This window comes from Pseudonocardia sp. Ae717_Ps2, from assembly GCF_001932475.1.
Lineage (GTDB): Bacteria > Actinomycetota > Actinomycetes > Mycobacteriales > Pseudonocardiaceae > Pseudonocardia.
This window is the reverse complement of record NZ_MCIS01000001.1, coordinates 3,969,617-3,984,495: the sequence shown is the minus strand read 5'-3', so window position 1 is coordinate 3,984,495 and position 14,879 is coordinate 3,969,617. Positions and strand designations below refer to the sequence as shown.

At 75.2% G+C, this 14,879-nt stretch carries 14 protein-coding genes; 3 read left to right on the top strand and 11 right to left on the bottom strand.

The features are described 5' to 3' along the window. Window positions 1-11 precede the first annotated feature (11 nt). Window positions 12-2,456 (top strand): FUSC family protein, encoded by a 2,445-nt coding sequence (locus tag Ae717Ps2_RS35300; protein WP_139318966.1) that lies wholly within the window; start codon window positions 12-14, stop codon window positions 2,454-2,456. Window positions 2,457-2,466: 10 nt separating this feature from the next. Here Ae717Ps2_RS35300 and Ae717Ps2_RS18180 read toward each other — a convergent pair whose 3' ends face one another. Further along, on the bottom strand, window positions 2,467-3,216 hold the full coding sequence (locus tag Ae717Ps2_RS18180) for a MerR family transcriptional regulator (RefSeq protein WP_075313002.1): 750 nt from the start codon (window positions 3,214-3,216) through the stop codon (window positions 2,467-2,469). A 182-nt stretch (window positions 3,217-3,398) separates the two neighbouring features. Between Ae717Ps2_RS18180 and Ae717Ps2_RS18175 the strand changes: the two genes are divergently transcribed. Next, complete coding sequence (locus tag Ae717Ps2_RS18175; protein WP_075313004.1) at window positions 3,399-4,673, top strand: aspartate aminotransferase family protein; 1,275 nt, start codon at window positions 3,399-3,401, stop codon at window positions 4,671-4,673. Between the two features lie 12 nt (window positions 4,674-4,685). Here Ae717Ps2_RS18175 and Ae717Ps2_RS18170 read toward each other — a convergent pair whose 3' ends face one another. Both Ae717Ps2_RS18170 and Ae717Ps2_RS18165 read right to left on the bottom strand, forming a co-directional pair. After that, entirely contained in the window at window positions 4,686-6,221 is a 1,536-nt protein-coding gene (locus Ae717Ps2_RS18170) for an acetyl-CoA acetyltransferase (protein WP_075333644.1), read from the bottom strand. After that, window positions 6,218-7,345 (bottom strand): nitronate monooxygenase family protein, encoded by a 1,128-nt coding sequence (locus Ae717Ps2_RS18165; protein ID WP_233147614.1) that lies wholly within the window; start codon window positions 7,343-7,345, stop codon window positions 6,218-6,220. The genes Ae717Ps2_RS18170 and Ae717Ps2_RS18165 overlap by 4 nt, the downstream gene beginning before the upstream one ends. A 77-nt stretch (window positions 7,346-7,422) precedes the next feature. Between Ae717Ps2_RS18165 and Ae717Ps2_RS18160 the strand changes: the two genes are divergently transcribed. Next, window positions 7,423-8,037: a TetR/AcrR family transcriptional regulator gene (locus Ae717Ps2_RS18160; RefSeq protein ID WP_020622439.1), complete on the top strand. Its 615-nt coding sequence runs from the start codon at window positions 7,423-7,425 to the stop codon at window positions 8,035-8,037. On the opposite strand, the gene Ae717Ps2_RS18155 is transcribed toward Ae717Ps2_RS18160, so the two are convergent. From Ae717Ps2_RS18155 to Ae717Ps2_RS39190, 8 genes are all read right to left on the bottom strand, one after another. Further along, window positions 8,022-8,723 (bottom strand): DUF899 family protein, encoded by a 702-nt coding sequence (locus Ae717Ps2_RS18155; protein WP_075333643.1) that lies wholly within the window; start codon window positions 8,721-8,723, stop codon window positions 8,022-8,024. The genes Ae717Ps2_RS18160 and Ae717Ps2_RS18155 overlap by 16 nt on opposite strands. Next, a complete protein-coding gene (locus Ae717Ps2_RS18150) occupies window positions 8,720-10,051 on the bottom strand; it encodes a DUF222 domain-containing protein (protein WP_075333642.1) in 1,332 nt (443 codons plus the stop codon). The genes Ae717Ps2_RS18155 and Ae717Ps2_RS18150 overlap by 4 nt, the downstream gene beginning before the upstream one ends. A gap of 115 nt (window positions 10,052-10,166) precedes the next feature. Beyond that, on the bottom strand, window positions 10,167-10,616 hold the full coding sequence (locus Ae717Ps2_RS18145; RefSeq protein ID WP_075311230.1) for a VOC family protein: 450 nt from the start codon (window positions 10,614-10,616) through the stop codon (window positions 10,167-10,169). Between the two features lie 9 nt (window positions 10,617-10,625). Beyond that, window positions 10,626-11,831 carry a CoA transferase gene (locus Ae717Ps2_RS18140; RefSeq protein WP_075313008.1) on the bottom strand — a complete coding sequence of 402 codons (1,206 nt, stop codon included), beginning with the start codon at window positions 11,829-11,831 and terminating at the stop codon, window positions 10,626-10,628. A 37-nt stretch (window positions 11,832-11,868) separates the two neighbouring features. Continuing rightward, window positions 11,869-12,078, bottom strand: coding sequence for a hypothetical protein (locus tag Ae717Ps2_RS18135; protein ID WP_020622443.1), 210 nt, complete (start codon window positions 12,076-12,078; stop codon window positions 11,869-11,871). A gap of 227 nt (window positions 12,079-12,305) precedes the next feature. Next, complete coding sequence (locus Ae717Ps2_RS18130) at window positions 12,306-12,536, bottom strand: hypothetical protein (RefSeq protein WP_020622444.1); 231 nt, start codon at window positions 12,534-12,536, stop codon at window positions 12,306-12,308. Further along, window positions 12,533-13,792, bottom strand: coding sequence for a S8 family serine peptidase (locus tag Ae717Ps2_RS18125; protein WP_083702582.1), 1,260 nt, complete (start codon window positions 13,790-13,792; stop codon window positions 12,533-12,535). The genes Ae717Ps2_RS18130 and Ae717Ps2_RS18125 overlap by 4 nt, the downstream gene beginning before the upstream one ends. Window positions 13,793-13,880: 88 nt before the next feature. After that, complete coding sequence (locus tag Ae717Ps2_RS39190; protein WP_075313012.1) at window positions 13,881-14,564, bottom strand: ANTAR domain-containing protein; 684 nt, start codon at window positions 14,562-14,564, stop codon at window positions 13,881-13,883. Window positions 14,565-14,879: the final 315 nt, after the last annotated feature.

Here is a 14,879-nt window from a genome sequence, read left to right as displayed (position 1 = left end):
ATCGTTAGCATATGCAACGGACTGTGCCGACCGCGTCCGAACGCCTCCTCCGGATCCGTGACCGGTTCGTCGCCTCCGACCCCGGCCTCGTCCGCCTCGTCTCGGCGGTCCGGGCCGTGCTGGCCATCGCCACCGCGCTGGGCGTGGAGTACCTCGTCGCGACGGCGACGGGCACCCCGCCGCTGGTGCCGATGATGCTCGGGGCGGTGGTGGCGATGCTGTCCTCGTTCGGGGTCGTCGACGCCACCCGCGCCGGGCAGGCGGTGACGCTGTGCTTCCTGGGACTGTCGATGCTCGCCGGGATGGGCGTGGCGCTGCTCGTCGACCGGAACCGGCTCGCGTCGCTGACCGCGTTCGTCGTGGTCGTGTTCGTCGCGGTCTGGGTGCGGCGCTTCGGGCTGCGGTTCTTCGTCTGCGGCATGGGCGGGTTCATGGGCTACTTCTTCGCCCTGTTCCTGAGCCTGCGCCCGGAGATGCTGCCCGGGGTGGCGTTCGTCGTCGCGGTCGCGATCGCCTGGGTGATGCTGCTGACGCTGGTGCTGCTCCCGGTCCGCAACGACCGGGTGCTCCGCCGGATGCTGCGCTCGTTCGAGGCGCGGCTCGCCGGTCTCGCCGGGACCGTGCTGGCCCTGGCCGAGCACGCCCCGGGTACCGCCGGGCGGGCCCGCGTCGAGGCCCGGCTGGCGAGTCTGCTGGTCCGCGTGAACGAGGCCGCGCTGGTCATCGACGGGCAGCTGGGGACCCCGGCCGCCGTCGCCGACGACGACGCCGCCCGGATCGTCCGCCGGGCGGTGTTCGACGCCGAGCTGGCCGTGACCGCACTGACCCGGGTCGGGCCCGACGCCCTCGACTGCGACGACGCCCGTGCGGTCCTCACCGCCCTGCACGGCGGCCGCTGGGACGCGGTGCGCGAACGGGCCGGACGGGTCGCCGACCGGGTGGCGGCCCCGGCGCCGCGCCGGCTCGCCGTCGACGCGACGGTGCTCGCCGACGCCCGCGCCGAGTGGACCGACGCCCTCGACGCGGTGCGGGAGGAGGGCGCCCGCGACACCGCGTTCGCCCCCGCCGTTCAGCTGTTCGGGGGCAACCTGCCCGGCTCGGCGGGCACGGTGACCCGGTTGCACCGCCCGCCGGACCCCGGCCGCCCCGCCTCACGGCTGTCGCTGACCACCCGCCAGGCGGTGCAGGTCGCGGTCGCCACCGCCCTCGCGATCGCGGTGGGCGACGCGCTGTCCGAGCAGCGCTACTACTGGGCGGTGCTGGCGGCGTTCATCGCGTTCACCGGCACCGCGACCGTCGCCGAGACGGTGCGCAAGGCGGCACACCGCATCGTCGGCACCATGATCGGCCTGGTCGGCGCGATCGCGCTCGTGCCGGTGCTGGGACCCGACGTCGCCGTGGTGCTTCCGGTGATCCTGCTCAGCATGTTCGGCGCGCTCTACCTGTTCCGGCTCTCCTACGCGCTGATGATCTTCTTCATCACGCTGATGCTCGGCGAGCTCTACGCGCTGCTCGGGACCTTCACGGTGGACCTGATGGTGCTGCGGCTGGAGGAGACCGTGGCCGGCGGCCTCGTCGGCTGCGCGGTGTCGGTGCTCGTGCTGCCCACCCGGACCCGGTCCGCCGCGGAGGAGGCCCGGCGCGGACTGCTCGACGCGCTGGCCGAGCTGCTGGGCACGGTCGACCGTGCGCTGCGCCGCCCCGGCCCGTGCGAGGACCTGCGTGCCGTGGCGCGCACACTCGACGCCGCGCTGCACCAGACGCTGCTGCTGGGGCGCCCGCTGGCACGGACCTGGCTGGGCTCCACCCACCGCGACGTCGTGCACGAGCTGACCGCCTGCACCGCCGTCGCCGAGCACGCGCGGCGCCTGGCCCGCTCCGCCGAAGGGGTGTCCGGGACCCCGGCACTGACCGCGGCCTGCGCCCGGCTCGCGCAGCTCACCGCGGACGCCGTCGCCGGGCGACCGGTCCCCGCGGGCAGCTGCGCGGGCGTGCTCGACCTGCTGATCGGCCCGGCCGGCGGGACCGGGCGCGGCGCCGCGCCCGCCCGTGAGGCGGGGCTGCTGGCCGCCGAGCTCCCGGCGCTGCTGGAGACCGTCGACGACGGGCCCGCCCCGGCCACGGTCGGGCGGGTCCGCGGCCCCGACGGCGCCCCCGCCGCGGCGACGGTCACCGTCGTCGACGGGGCGGGCCGCCAGCTGGACCGCGTCACCACCGGCGACGACGGCGGGTTCGCCGTCCGCGTGCCGGCCGGGACGCACCTGCTCGTCGCGGCCCCGGCCGTCGCCGGGCCCGTGCCGCACGGTGAGCACGTGCACCTCGCGCCGGGGACGGTGCTGCCGGACGTGGTGCTGGCCGCGCCCCTCACCCGTCCGGCGCCCGTGCCCGCCGGGGGCAGGGTCCCGCTGCGCGGACCGGCACGGGCGGTCGGGCGTGCGTGCGTCGGTCACGCCTGAGGACGGGCGCTCAGGTCGGTGGGGCCGGCTCACCGTCGCGCTCCGCGGCGAGCGCCTTCCCGGCGCGGACGAGCACGTCGAGCTGGGCGGTGTTGTACAGCTCGCGCATCGCACGGCCGAGGGTCTGCTCGGCCCGCTGCTCGCCGATCGGCGCGTCGGTGTTCGGCGCGACCAGACCGGGATGGGTCTCGTACAGCGCTCGCATGTACGGCACCATCCGGTCGGCGAGCTCCTGGCGGGTGGCCTCGTCGGCGTCGGCGGGGAGCGTGTCGAACCGCTCCTGCGCCGGGTCGGGGCGGGCCTCGGCCAGCATGTCCGCGACGGCCTGCAACCGCTCCGAGCCCAGCACTCGCGGCAGGACGAGGGTGAGCGACCGGTCGGCGTCGGACATCGGCTGGTCCGCGGCCGCGGCGAACTCGGCGGGCAGGTCGGTCGGTGCGGCGCGGTCCAGGATCAGCGCGAGCTCGGCGCGGGCCTGCTGCAGCCGCTCGATGGTGGCGGCCAGCTCGGCGTCCAGTGCGCGGGCGGCCTCCTCCGGGTGGGCGTCGGCGTCGTTCATCTCCGAGATCTGGGCCAGCGAGAACCCGAGGTCGACGAGCCGCTTGATCCGCAGCAGCCGCACCAGGTGCGCCACCCCGTACTGCTTGTAGCCGTTCGCGCGCCGATCGGGCTCGGCCAGCAGGCCGATCTCGTGGTAGTGCCGCACCGCCCGCAGGCTGGTCCCCGCCAGCTCGGCGACCTCACGGGTGCTCCAGGTCACGACGTCCCCCTCGTCCGGTTCCTGCTCCGCCCTCCACCTTGCCGCATCCGTCGTCCCGTCGGCGGGCAGACCCGGGTCCGGCCTGGATGTCAGACTGCGCCGGGGGGAGGTCGGCGTGTCGGGCCCGCTCCGACCCCGGTCGACGACACCGTCGCCCGGTCCGTCCGTACCCGCGAGAGGACCTGGCTGTGACCGAGCACCTCATCCGCTACTCCGGCCGCGGCGGGTTCACCCCCGGCGTCGTCGCCGGGGCCCACGGCAGCACCGTCACCTTCGAGGACGGCCGCGAGCTGCTCGACTTCACCTCCGGTCAGATGAGCGCGATCCTCGGGCACGCGCACCCGGAGATCGTCGCGACCGTCCGCGAGCAGGTCGGGCGGCTCGACCACCTCTACAGCGGGATGCTGTCGCGGCCGGTGATCGAGCTGTGCGAACGGCTGTGCGCCTCGGTCGGCGGCGGCCTGGACCGGGCGATGCTGCTCACGACCGGCGCGGAGTCCAACGAGGCCGCGATCCGGATGGCCAAGCTCGTCACCGGCCGCCACGAGATCGTGTCCTTCGCCCGGTCCTGGCACGGGATGACCCAGGCCGCGGCGAACGCGACCTACGTCGCCGGCCGCGTCGGCTACGGGCCCGCCGCCCCCGGCAACTTCGCGCTGCCGGTGCCCGACCGCTACCGCCCCGACCTCGTCGACGACGCCGGGGAGCTCGACTGGCGCCGCCAGCTCGACCTCGGGTTCGCCCTGATCGACGCCCAGTCCGTCGGCAGCCTCGCCGCCTGCATCGTCGAGCCGGTGCTGTCCTCGGGCGGGGTCGTCGACCTGCCGCCGGGCTACCTGGCGGCGCTGCGCGACAAGTGCCACGAGCGCGGGATGCTGCTGATCCTCGACGAGGCCCAGACCGGTCTGTGCCGCACCGGCGACTGGTACGCCCACCAGCGCGACGGCGTGGTCCCCGACATCCTCACCCTGTCCAAGACGCTCGGGGCGGGACTGCCGCTGGCCGCCGTCCTCACCACGGCCGCGATCGAGCAGGTCGCGCACGAGCGCGGCTTCCTGTTCTTCACCACCCACGTCAACGACCCGCTCCCGGCGGCGGTCGGGCTCACCGTGCTCGACGTGCTCACCCGCGACCGGCTCGACCTGCGCGCCCGCGAGCTGGGCTCGCTGCTCCAGGACGGTCTGCGGGACCTGGCCCGCACGTCCGGGACGATCGGCGACGTCCGCGGCCGCGGCCTGCTGGTCGGGCTGGAGCTGGCGGGCTCCGACACCGACGCGCTCGGAGCGGCCGTCACCACGCGGTGCGCCGAGCTGGGGCTGCACATGAACATCGTGCAGCTGCCCGGCATGGGCGGGACGTTCCGGATCGCGCCGCCGCTGACCGCGACCGAGGACGAGATCCGCCGCGGCGTGGAGATCCTGGGCGCGGCCCTGGGCGAGGTGGGTCGACGCGGGTGACCCGGGTACCCGTCAGCCGGCCGTGACGAGCGTGCGGTCACCGTCGGGCCGGGCCCGGACCGCCGCCCCGGCCGGGTCGCCGTCGAGCAGCTCCAGCAGCTCGTCGTCGTCGCCGCGCCCGACGAACCGCGCGCCACCGTCGTCGAGCCGGCCGACGACGACCGCGTCCCGGCTGCCGTCGCGGCGGTGGCGCACCGTCCAGGTCTCGACGGTCGCCGCCCCGTCGGCCGCGGTCGTCGTCGGGACGGTGGCGACGGCGTCGAGCCGGGCCTGGATCGCGGCGCTGTCGTCGTTGCGCCAGGGGGTGGGGCGGGTGGAGTAGACCCCGGCGGAGTACTTCGACAGGAACCCGCCGTTCGCCCCGACCAGGCCGTAGGTGCCCGGGTCGGCCCGCAGGCGTCGCACGACCTCGGCGATCGCGTGCATCGCGTAGTCGTTCCCCGGTCCGCCGAAGAACGGCAGCCCACCGGTGACGGTGAGCCCGCGCGGGTCGTCGGCGGCCAGACCGAGCGGGTCGGCGACGCTGGACACCGCGATCGGGAAGCAGGAGTACAGGTCGATCGCGGACAGGTCGTCCACACCGGTCCCGGCCAGCTCCAGGGCGTGCCGTACGGCGGCCTCGGCGGCCGGGTAGGCGCCCAGGGCGGGGCGGTCGAGCACGGCCTTCTCGGTGAGGTCGGCGTGGCCGTGCAGGAACACCCACCGTTCCGGGGCGATTCCCAGGTCCCGGGCGGTGCCGACCGAGGTGAGGACGACCGCGGCACCCTGGTTGACCTGGTCGCGCGAGACCAGGAACCGCGGATACGGGTCGGTGATCATCCGGTTCCGGTCGTCGACGGTGACGAGTTCCTCGGCGGTGCGGACGCGCGGCGCGGCGGCGTGCGGGTGCCCGGCGGCGACCCGGGTGAACGGCGCGAACAGCGCGCCCATCCCGCGGGCGTAGGCGTCCCGGTCGAGCCCGAGCCGGGCCCGGCGGGCGTTCTCGCACAGCGCGTAGTACCCGGCCGGGGTGCGCACGCCGTGCTCCTCGGCGACCGGGCTGCGCAGCTCGGAGCCGTACCCGCGGTCCTCCAGCGTGCCGCCGACGTGCTCGCCGTGGTCGGGCCGCTCGTCGGTGGGGCGCGACATCATGTGCCGCACCGTCGACATCGCCTCGGCCCCGACCAGCAGCACCGCGCCGGCTTCGCCGCGGGCGATCGCGCCGGCGAACTCGGTGACCAGCCGTTGCGGGGACTGCCCGCCGACGACGTCGAGCACCGCCCGCTGCGGGTCGGCGCCGACCCGGCGGGCGACCGCGCGCGGGTAGTTGTCCGCCCGGCCCAGCGGCGCGACGGCGCCCGGGAGCGACATCTCGAACTGTCGCACCCCGGCGACGACGGTCAGCGCCGCCGCGACCGCCGACGGGTCCGCGCCGGTGTCGGCGAGCGCCGCGGCGGCCGCGGCGGCCCCGAGCCCGACCGGCGACAGGGCGGCGGAGCCGGGCTCGCCGATCCGCTCGGAGGCCTCCCCGACCCCGACGACGACGGGTGTGCGCGGGTCGAGGCTCATCGGACCAGCCCCGCGAGCGCGGCGATGCGCTGCTCGCACCCGCGCGCCATCTCCCGGGTGATCTCGCCCGCGCCGCGCAGCTCGGTGAACGCGCCGACGACCTGCCCGACGAAGAACGACTGCAGCTCCTGCGCGCCCGCGTTCCCGGCGTCGGCGGCGGCGTCGATGCTCGACCAGGCCTGCAGGGTCAGCAGCGGCTGCAGAGGCATCGGCAGCGGCGCCGGCGCGCCGGGTGCCTCCCAGGCGTCGTGGTAGGCGCTGCGCAGCTGCCGGGCGGGCTTGCCGGTACGGGCGGGGGAGCGGACGGTGTCGCCGCTGCCCGCGGCGAGGAACTCGCGCTTCACCGACTCCGGCGCCACGTCCTCCACACTGGACAGCCACACCGAGCCGCACCAGACCCCGGCCGCGCCGAGCGCGAGCGCGGCGGCCATCTGGTCACCCGAGGCGATGCCGCCGGCGGCCAGCACCGGACGGTCCCCGGCGATGCCGACGATCTCCGGGGTGAGCACGGTCGTCGCGATCGTGCCGGTGTGCCCACCGGCCTCGGTGCCCTGCGCGACGAGCACGTCGACCCCGGCCGCCAGCTGCCGTTCGGCGTGCCGCCGGGTCCCGACCAGGGCGGCGACGGCCATCCCGGCGTCGTGCGCGCGCTCCACGAGGTGCGGTGGCGCGGTGCCGAGCGCGTTCGCGACGAGCGCGGGCCGGTGCGCGAACACGGCGTCGAGCTGGGCCTCGGCGCCGCGCCGGCTCATCCCTGCCGCGATCGCGTCCCGCCCGGGGTCGGCTGGCAGCCGCGGGATGTCGTAGCAGTCCAGCAGGTCGTCGACGAACGCGAGGTGTTCGGCCGGGAGCTGAGCGCGCAGTGCGGCGACCAGGTCCTCCCGGTCGGCGCCGGGGTCGGCGGTCTTCTCCGGGACGAGCAGGTCGACGCCGTAGGGCCGCCCGTCGAGCTGCTCCTCGATCCAGTGCAGCTGCGCGTCGAGCTCGTCGGCGGTGTACGACACGGCCGCGAGCACCCCGAACCCGCCGGCCCGGCTCACCTCGGTCACCACCGCCGGGGACCGGTTGAACCCGACAATCGGGTGTTCGACGCCCAGCAGATCGGTCAGCGCTGTCCTGATCACACCGCCGAGCCTATTACGGACGGCCAGCGTCCAGAAGTGGGTCGGTGGTCACAACGCCGTCTGGCAGGATCGCCGCCGTGCCCCCGTCGCCGCGCCGCAGCGGACGTCCGCGCGACCCGGACGTCGACCGTCGCGCGCTCGCCGCCGCCCGCGAGGTCTACGGCGAACGCGGCTGGTCAGGGCTGTCGCTGGAGGAGGTGGCCCGCCGGTCGTCGATCGGGAAGGGGTCGCTGTACCTGCGCTGGCCGACCCGGGCCGCGCTGCTGGTGGCCGCGGTGCGCGACCGGGCCCGGTTCGTCGCCGACATCGACACCGGCTCCCTGCGCGAGGACCTGGTGACCTTCGCCGAGCAGTGGACGGCGTTCGCCACCAGTGACGACGGTCGCTTGGTCGAGCGCCTGCTCGTCGACTCCCACCGGGTCCCGGAGATCGCGGCCGCGCTCGCCGACGACGCCTACCCCGAGCACGTCCGCGGCGCCCGGACGATGGTGCGCCGCGGCATCGACCGCGGCGAGCTCCCCGCCGGGACCTCGGTGGCGCTGGTCGCGGACCTGGTCGCGGGGGCTGTGCGCAACCACGTCGCGACCACCCCCGCGCACCTCGCCGCCCGCGACGGCGGCCGCGGCTACGCGGCAGCGGTCGTCGACACCGTCCTGGCCGGGGTACGGGCGCGGGCTCAGCCCTCGCCGTAGGCGGCGGCGATCTCCTGCGGCCCTGCCCACCGGCGGTACGTGGGCCCCTGCGGCCAGCCCTCCGGCGAGTCCTGCCAGACCTCCTGGCGGCCGTAGGGCAGCACGTCGACCAGGGCGAACAGGTGGGAGAGCTGCTCGGTGCCGCGGCCGTCGGTGTGCCAGGTGCGGAAGACGCGGTCGCCGTCGCGCAGGAACACGTTGACCGCGAAGCCGCCGCCGGGTGGCGCGCCGACGTCGGTGCCGAAGCTGCTGTCGGCCGTCGAGTACCAGGTCATGGTGTTGCCGACGCGACGCCGGTAAGCGAGCGCCTCGTCGATCGGGCCCTGGGTGACGATCACGAAGCGGGCGTCGAACTTCTCCAGTCCGGCGAGCCGGGTGAACTGCGAGGTGAACCCGGTGCACCCGCCGCACTGCCACTCGGCGCCGTCGTGCCACATGTGGTGGTAGACGATCAGCTGCGGGTGGCCGTCGAAGATCTCGGCGAGGCGGACGGGGCCGTCCTCACCGTGCAGGACGTAGTCGGGCATCTCGACCATCGGCAGCCGGCGACGTGCCGCGGCGATGGCGTCGAGCTCGCGGGTGGCGGCCTTCTCCCGGACGCGCAGTGCGGCGAGCTCGCGCTCCCAGGTGGCGGTGTCGACGACAGGGGGCAGGGCGGTGGGCGGGGCGGTGGTCGGCTCGGTCATGTGAGAGGTGACCGGTGTCGCTTCCGGAACTCATCGCTCGCCGGCGGGCCCGGTCCGTAGTAGGTGTGCCCGGTGGGTGTCGTGGTGGCCACGGTCCCGTCCGGGGCGCGGGCGACGTGCCAGCCGGGTTGTTCGCGCACGTGGTTGTGGAACTCGCACACCCCGCGCCCGTTCTCCAACGTGGTGGGTCCGCCGTCGGCGGCGCGTTCGATGTGGTCGAGGTGGCGGACGGGGGCGTCGCAGTACGGTTCGGTGCAGCGGTGGCCGGCCCGGGCCCTGACCAGGGTGGCGAGCAGTCCGGTGAAGGTGCGCTTGCGGGAGTCGCCGCCGATCACGACGCCCTGGTCGGTCAGCAACCGGCGCACCGACGTGGCACCGTCGGAGGCGGCGAGCAGCTCGACCGGGACGGGCCCCAGCCCGGGGATCTCCGCCGGGAGCGGCGACCCGGGATCGAGGAGCGCCTGCACCGGCACGGTCACCTGGACCTCCAGGTCGACCGCGGTCGCGGACCTCTGCCCGGTGACGCGTTCGACCAGGGTGTCGGCAGCGACCTGTCCGCGGGTGCGGGTCAGCGGCTCGGGGCTCACCGAGAGTTCGGTGAAGGCCTTCTGCAGGGCGGCGAGGCAGGCCGCACCCTGCTCGACGGGGACGTAGGCGGTCAGGTAGCTCATGGCGTCCGGCGCCGGCCGGAGGGTGACCCGTCGTTCGGCTCTGGCGGCGTGGACGCGGGCGCGGAACCGGTCGGGGACGAGCTCGGCGACCAGCCGCCGGGTCAGCGCGCGGAGCCGGCCGATCCCGAGCCGCGCGAGGTCCCGGTGCGCGGCGAGGCGGGCGTCCACCGCGGCCCGCTGGGCGCCGGTCAGGCCGCGGCACTCGACGGTGACCGCGGCCACCTTCGCGGCGCTGAGCTCGCCGACCACGTGCAGCTCCCGGACGTGGTGCAGCCCGTCGTGCAGGTCACGGGCGTTCGCGACCCGGGCCCGTGCCTCGCCGGTCGGGATCCGGCAGGCCAGCTGGACCTGGGCGACCACACTGCGGTGGAGCTTCCCGGGGTCGGCCCCGTCCCCGGCGGTACCGGCGTCGGCGAGGCGGTTCTCGACGTGGGCACGGGCGAAGGCCCGGACCCGGGTGGCCTGCAGCGCGGCGAGCGAGGCCTGGAGGGACTCGATCTGGCGGACCTGGTCGACCAGCTGGGTCTCGGTGCACCCGGACAGGTCCTCGTGCGCGGCGTCCTGGACGGCGATCTGGGCCAGCAGCAGGTCGACCCGCAGGAACCCGCCCGCGCCCGTACCGGGGCAGTGGGTGGGTGGTTCCTGGACGGCGGTCACGACATCGACGATACTCGAACATGTGTTCGATCCGCTAGTCCGTGGTCGCGAGCCGCGACTGTGATGTCTCAGGACAGTCGCGAGCCGCGACCGGGGCGGGCACGGGGGAGCGGCCTCAGCCCCATTTCTCCCGCACCGAGGTGAAGACCTTCTGCCCGTGGGAGAACTCCACGACGTTGCCGTCCGGATCGGTCAGCTCGCAGATGTACCCCACGGGTCCCGGCATCTGCCGGGGTTCCCAGTGCAGGCACCCCGCGTCCCGGGCGCGGTCGGCTGCGGCGTCGACGTCGTCGCGGGTCGGCACCTCGATCCCCAGGTGGGCGAAGGGTCGCAGCAGCCCCAGCTCGCCGCCCTCGTCGGCGTCGAACGACACCAGGACCAGCACCATCGGCGTCTCGACCTGACCGGCGTTGGACAGCCAGGCGCTCCGCCCGGCGTCGTCGGAGAAGCGCTCGACGACCGTGAGGGGTGTCATCGTCGTGTAGAAGTCGATGGCGGCGTCGAGGTCGCCGGTCGGCAGCGCGACGTGGGTCCACCGCGCCTCGGTCAGATGTGCGTCGGTCACGGGGATTCTCTACCCGACGACGCCGCGGTCGTGCAGCCCGCCGATGGTGCGCTCGTCGAGACCGAGGACGTCGGCGAGCACCTCGTCGGTCTCCCGGCCCAGCTCGGGGGCGGCACCGGCGTCGCCGTGGTCGGCGTCCCACCGGATCGGCGAGCGCGCGGTGATCCCGGTGGCGCCGCCGGGCAGCGCCAGGTCTGCGAGCAGCGGGTGCCCACCCGCGCGGTGCTCGGCGACCACGTGCGTCATGCCCTGGTAGCGGCCCCACAGCACCCGCGCGGTGTTGAGCTCGGACTCGACGGTCGCCGAGTCGCGCGCGGCGAACCACGGCCGCAGCACCGCCGCGATCGTCTCGCGCAGCCGGTAGCGTTCGGTCTCCGAGGACAGGTCGGCGTCGAGCGCGGGCTCCAGGGCGGCGAACACGTCGCCGGTCCCGGTGACCGACACCAGCGCGTTCCACTGCGCCGGGGTCAGCGCGACGACCATCACCCGGTTCCCGTCGGAACAGGCGAAGTCGACGCCGAAGCTGCCGTAGACGTGGTTGCCGTGCCGCGGCCGCTCGTGCCCGCGCTCGGCGGCCTCGGAGAGCCAGCCCAGGTTCGCGACCCCGGCCAGCGCCACGTCGGACAGCGCGATCTCGGAGTACACCCCGGCGCCGGTGCGGGAACGCTGGTACACCCCGGCGAGCACGGCCGTCGCGACCGACATGCCGGTGACCAGGTCCCACGCCGGCAGCACGTGGTTGACCGGGGCCGCGCCCTCCTCGCTGCCGGTGATCTGCGGGATCCCGACCTCGGCGTTGACGGTGTAGTCGACGGCGGGACGGCCGTCCGGGTAGCCCTGCACACGCACGTGCACCAGGTCCGGGCGACGTGCGACGAGCGCGTCGTTGGCCATCCAGCGGCGGCCCACGACGTTGTCGACGAGGACGCCGCGGTCCCGGCCCGGCGCCGTCGCCAGAGCCAGGACGAGCTCGCGGCCCTCGTCGGAGCGCATGTCGATGCTGATCGAGCGCTTGCCCTTGTTCAGCGAGGCCCAGTAGTAGGAGTCGCCGGTGCCGTTCCCGGCGGCGGGCCAGCGACCGTGGTCGGGGCCGCCGCCGAGCGGGTCGACGCGGACGACCGAGGCACCGAGCTGCGCGAGCGTCATGCCACCGGTGGGACCGGCGACGAAACTCGCGCACTCGACGACGTGCAGACCGGAGAGCGGGCGCGACATGTCGACCATCCTGCCCGGGCGTGCGCGGCCGGACGGCTCAGAGGTGGTCGATCAGCCGCTGACGGGCCAGGCGCTCGACCATCTCGGGGAGCGCGGCGGCGGAGACGACGTCGAGGTCGCGGTGCGAGCCGCGTACGACGTGGTCGACGAGGTCCTGGGGGAATCGGCCGGCGAACTCGGCGGTGAGCCGGTCGACGGCGCCCCGGACGGTGGGGTCGGTGACGGGTGGGTGGACGGAGGCCTGCACAGGAATGGTCGATTCGGTTGAGGTGGTGTCCGGTACGCGGCGGAGTGCCGCACCGCGCGGGATCGCGCGGTGCCGGTACGGGGTCGTGGCACCGGCCGTGGCCGGGGCGCCGGGTCGGCGCCTCCCGGGGACGGTCCGGGCGGTTCGTCGGCCGCCGCGGCCGGAGTGTTACCGGGCGCGGTCGACGTGCACCACCATATCGGACATCCTCCTCGCGCGTCGACCGATTACGCCGGCCCCTGCTGATCGCGGTCCAGGTGGACCTCGCGGTCCGGCTCCACCGCGGCGACCCCGGTGACCGCGCGCAGGGCGTCCGGGTCGGCGCAGGTGCCGACGACCACGCCGACCCCCGTGAGCACCTTCTCCACCTGCAATCCGACGGCCGCACAGGCCCGCGCGACGTCGTCGGCGACGTGCCCGTCGGCCACCGACACCAGCAGCCTCCCGGTCGTGGTCATAGGCCCGGGGCCCGGACGAGGCCCGCGCCGACGTCGCCCGAGGGCAGCGGCAGCCGCTGGGCGGCCTGGGTGAGCTGCGTCCACAGGTCCCGCCCGCGGGCGCCGGTGCGCTGCGACCAGAGTGCCGCGATCCCGGAGACGTGCGGGGTGGCCATCGAGGTGCCCGAGATCGTGTTGGTGCGCTGGGGCATCGGCCACGACGAGTAGACGTCCACGCCGGGCCCGGCGATGTCGACCTGCCCGCCCTCGATCGCGGAGCTGGCCGCGGAGAAGTCGGCGATGGCCAGCGCGGCGTCCACCGCGCCGACCGCCATGATCGACGGGCTGTTCGCCGGGACGCCGACGAAACCGACGTTGCCGGTCGAGCGCTCGGCGTTGTTGCCGGCCGCGGCGACGATCAGGGTGCCCGCGTCGAGGGCGCGACGCCCGGCGTTCTCGTAGGCGGGGGAGACCTCGTTCAGGTCCGCGCCCAGCGACATCGACACGATGTGCGCGCCGGAGGAGATCGCCCACTCGATGCCATCGAGGATGCCGGCGTCGGTGCCGGAGCCGTCGTCGCCGAGCACCTTCCCGACCAGGATCCTCGCCTCGTGGGCGATGCCGTATCGGCGTCCCGAACCCGGCGCGAGCGGCCCGCAGGAGGTGCCGGTGCAGTGCGTGCCGTGTCCCTGCACGTCGGCGACCTCCTGGCCGTCGACGAACGAGCGCGACTCGATCTGCCGGCCGGCGAAGTCGGGGTGGCCGAGGTCGAGGCCGGTGTCGAGGACGGCGACGGTGATCCCGGCGCCGGTCTCGACGGCGACGTCCGCGCCGGTGGCCTGCAGACCCCACGTGACCTGGTCGTTGTCGGCGAACCGGGTCGCGCCGGGTGCGTCCGCGGCCTCCGTCGCGGCGGCGCGCTCGGCCAGGAAGCCCGCCGCGTCGGCGAACCCGCGCAGGTAGTCGGCGCTGGGCCCGGACAGGGCGCGCAGCACGCGTTCGGGCTCCACGGACAGCACCCGGCTGTCGGCCCGCACCGTGCGCAGCCGCGCCGGGTCCAGCTCGGCGACGGCGACGCCGAGCCGGGCGAACAGGGTCGGGTGGGCCACCGGGGCGGCGTCGCGGCTGCTGGTCACCTCGGACAGCCCGGTCAGCTCCGCCACCGCCGAGCGGGTGGTGTCGTGGTCGGTCAGCAGGTCGTCGCTGAGCACCAGCAGGTACCGGCCGGTCAGCGTGCCTGCGGCCCGGCCCGGAACGGCCGCGTGCGGATCCACCATGTCGCCTCCGTCGATCGACGTCTCGGTCACCCATCGTGCCGCAGCGACCGCGCTCCGGCACGGTCTGCGGCCGCCCCGGCGCGTCCGGTCAGGATCTCGGCTCGACGGTGTCCGCCAGCAGCGCCTCGGCGACCACGTGCAGCTTCCGGTTCGTCTCGTGCGAGAGCCGGCGCAGCAGCGTGAACGCCTCGTCGGCGGAGCAGCCGCGCCGGGCCATGAGCGCCCCCTTGGCCTGCTCGATGCTGACGTGCCGGGCGAAACGGGCCCGCAGGTGCGTGTTCTCGGTGTCCAGCGCGCGGGCGAGCGCCGCGGCGGCGAGGTCGCGGCCGTCGGGGCCGGGGCCGAGCAGGCCGGTCACGTCCTCGACGTGGTGCAGCACCCCGACCACTCGTCCGTCCGGGGCCGCCAGCGGGGAGTTCACCGTGACCCACAGCCGTTCGACGAAACCGGGCGTGCCGGTCGCCGCGGGTACGTCGTGGCGCCGGACCGGCAGGTGGTCGCGCTGCCCGAGGCGCAGCACCCGCGACAACGACGCCGTCAGCATCGCGACGCCGTCGGCGCCGGGCCGCCGCGGGTCGTCCGGCAGCGCCTCCGCGAGCGGCTGGCCGGCCAGCTCGTCGGGCGTGCGCAGGGTCGCGGCGCAGAAGGCGCCGTTCGCCCCCACGATCGTGAGCTCGCGGTCGAGGATCGCGTAGGGGGAGCGTGTGGCACGGAACGCGGGATCGTCGCAGCAGGCGCGCAGGATCAGCGCGTCCGAGGACCCGGAAAACATCTCGACCTCCGCCGCGCCGGAACGCGACGGTTCGGCGGATGCCGCAGCGAGCGGCACCGGAGGCCAGGCCCGGCGCGACCGGCAGATGGTGTCTGCGCGGGAACGGTTCCCGGGGGAGACCCGGGATGCCGGGCCGGTTGCTTGACCCTGCGTGCGTGCGCCCGGAACCTGACGGTTCGTGGACGTCGGCGAGAACGTTAAGACAGTGCGTCACGTGTGCTGACAGCGGGTGTCCGATTACGCCGGACGCCGCGTCCGCTGCGTCCGGATGCCGTGACCGGATAGTCCATTCCATATACGAGATTACGGTAGGCT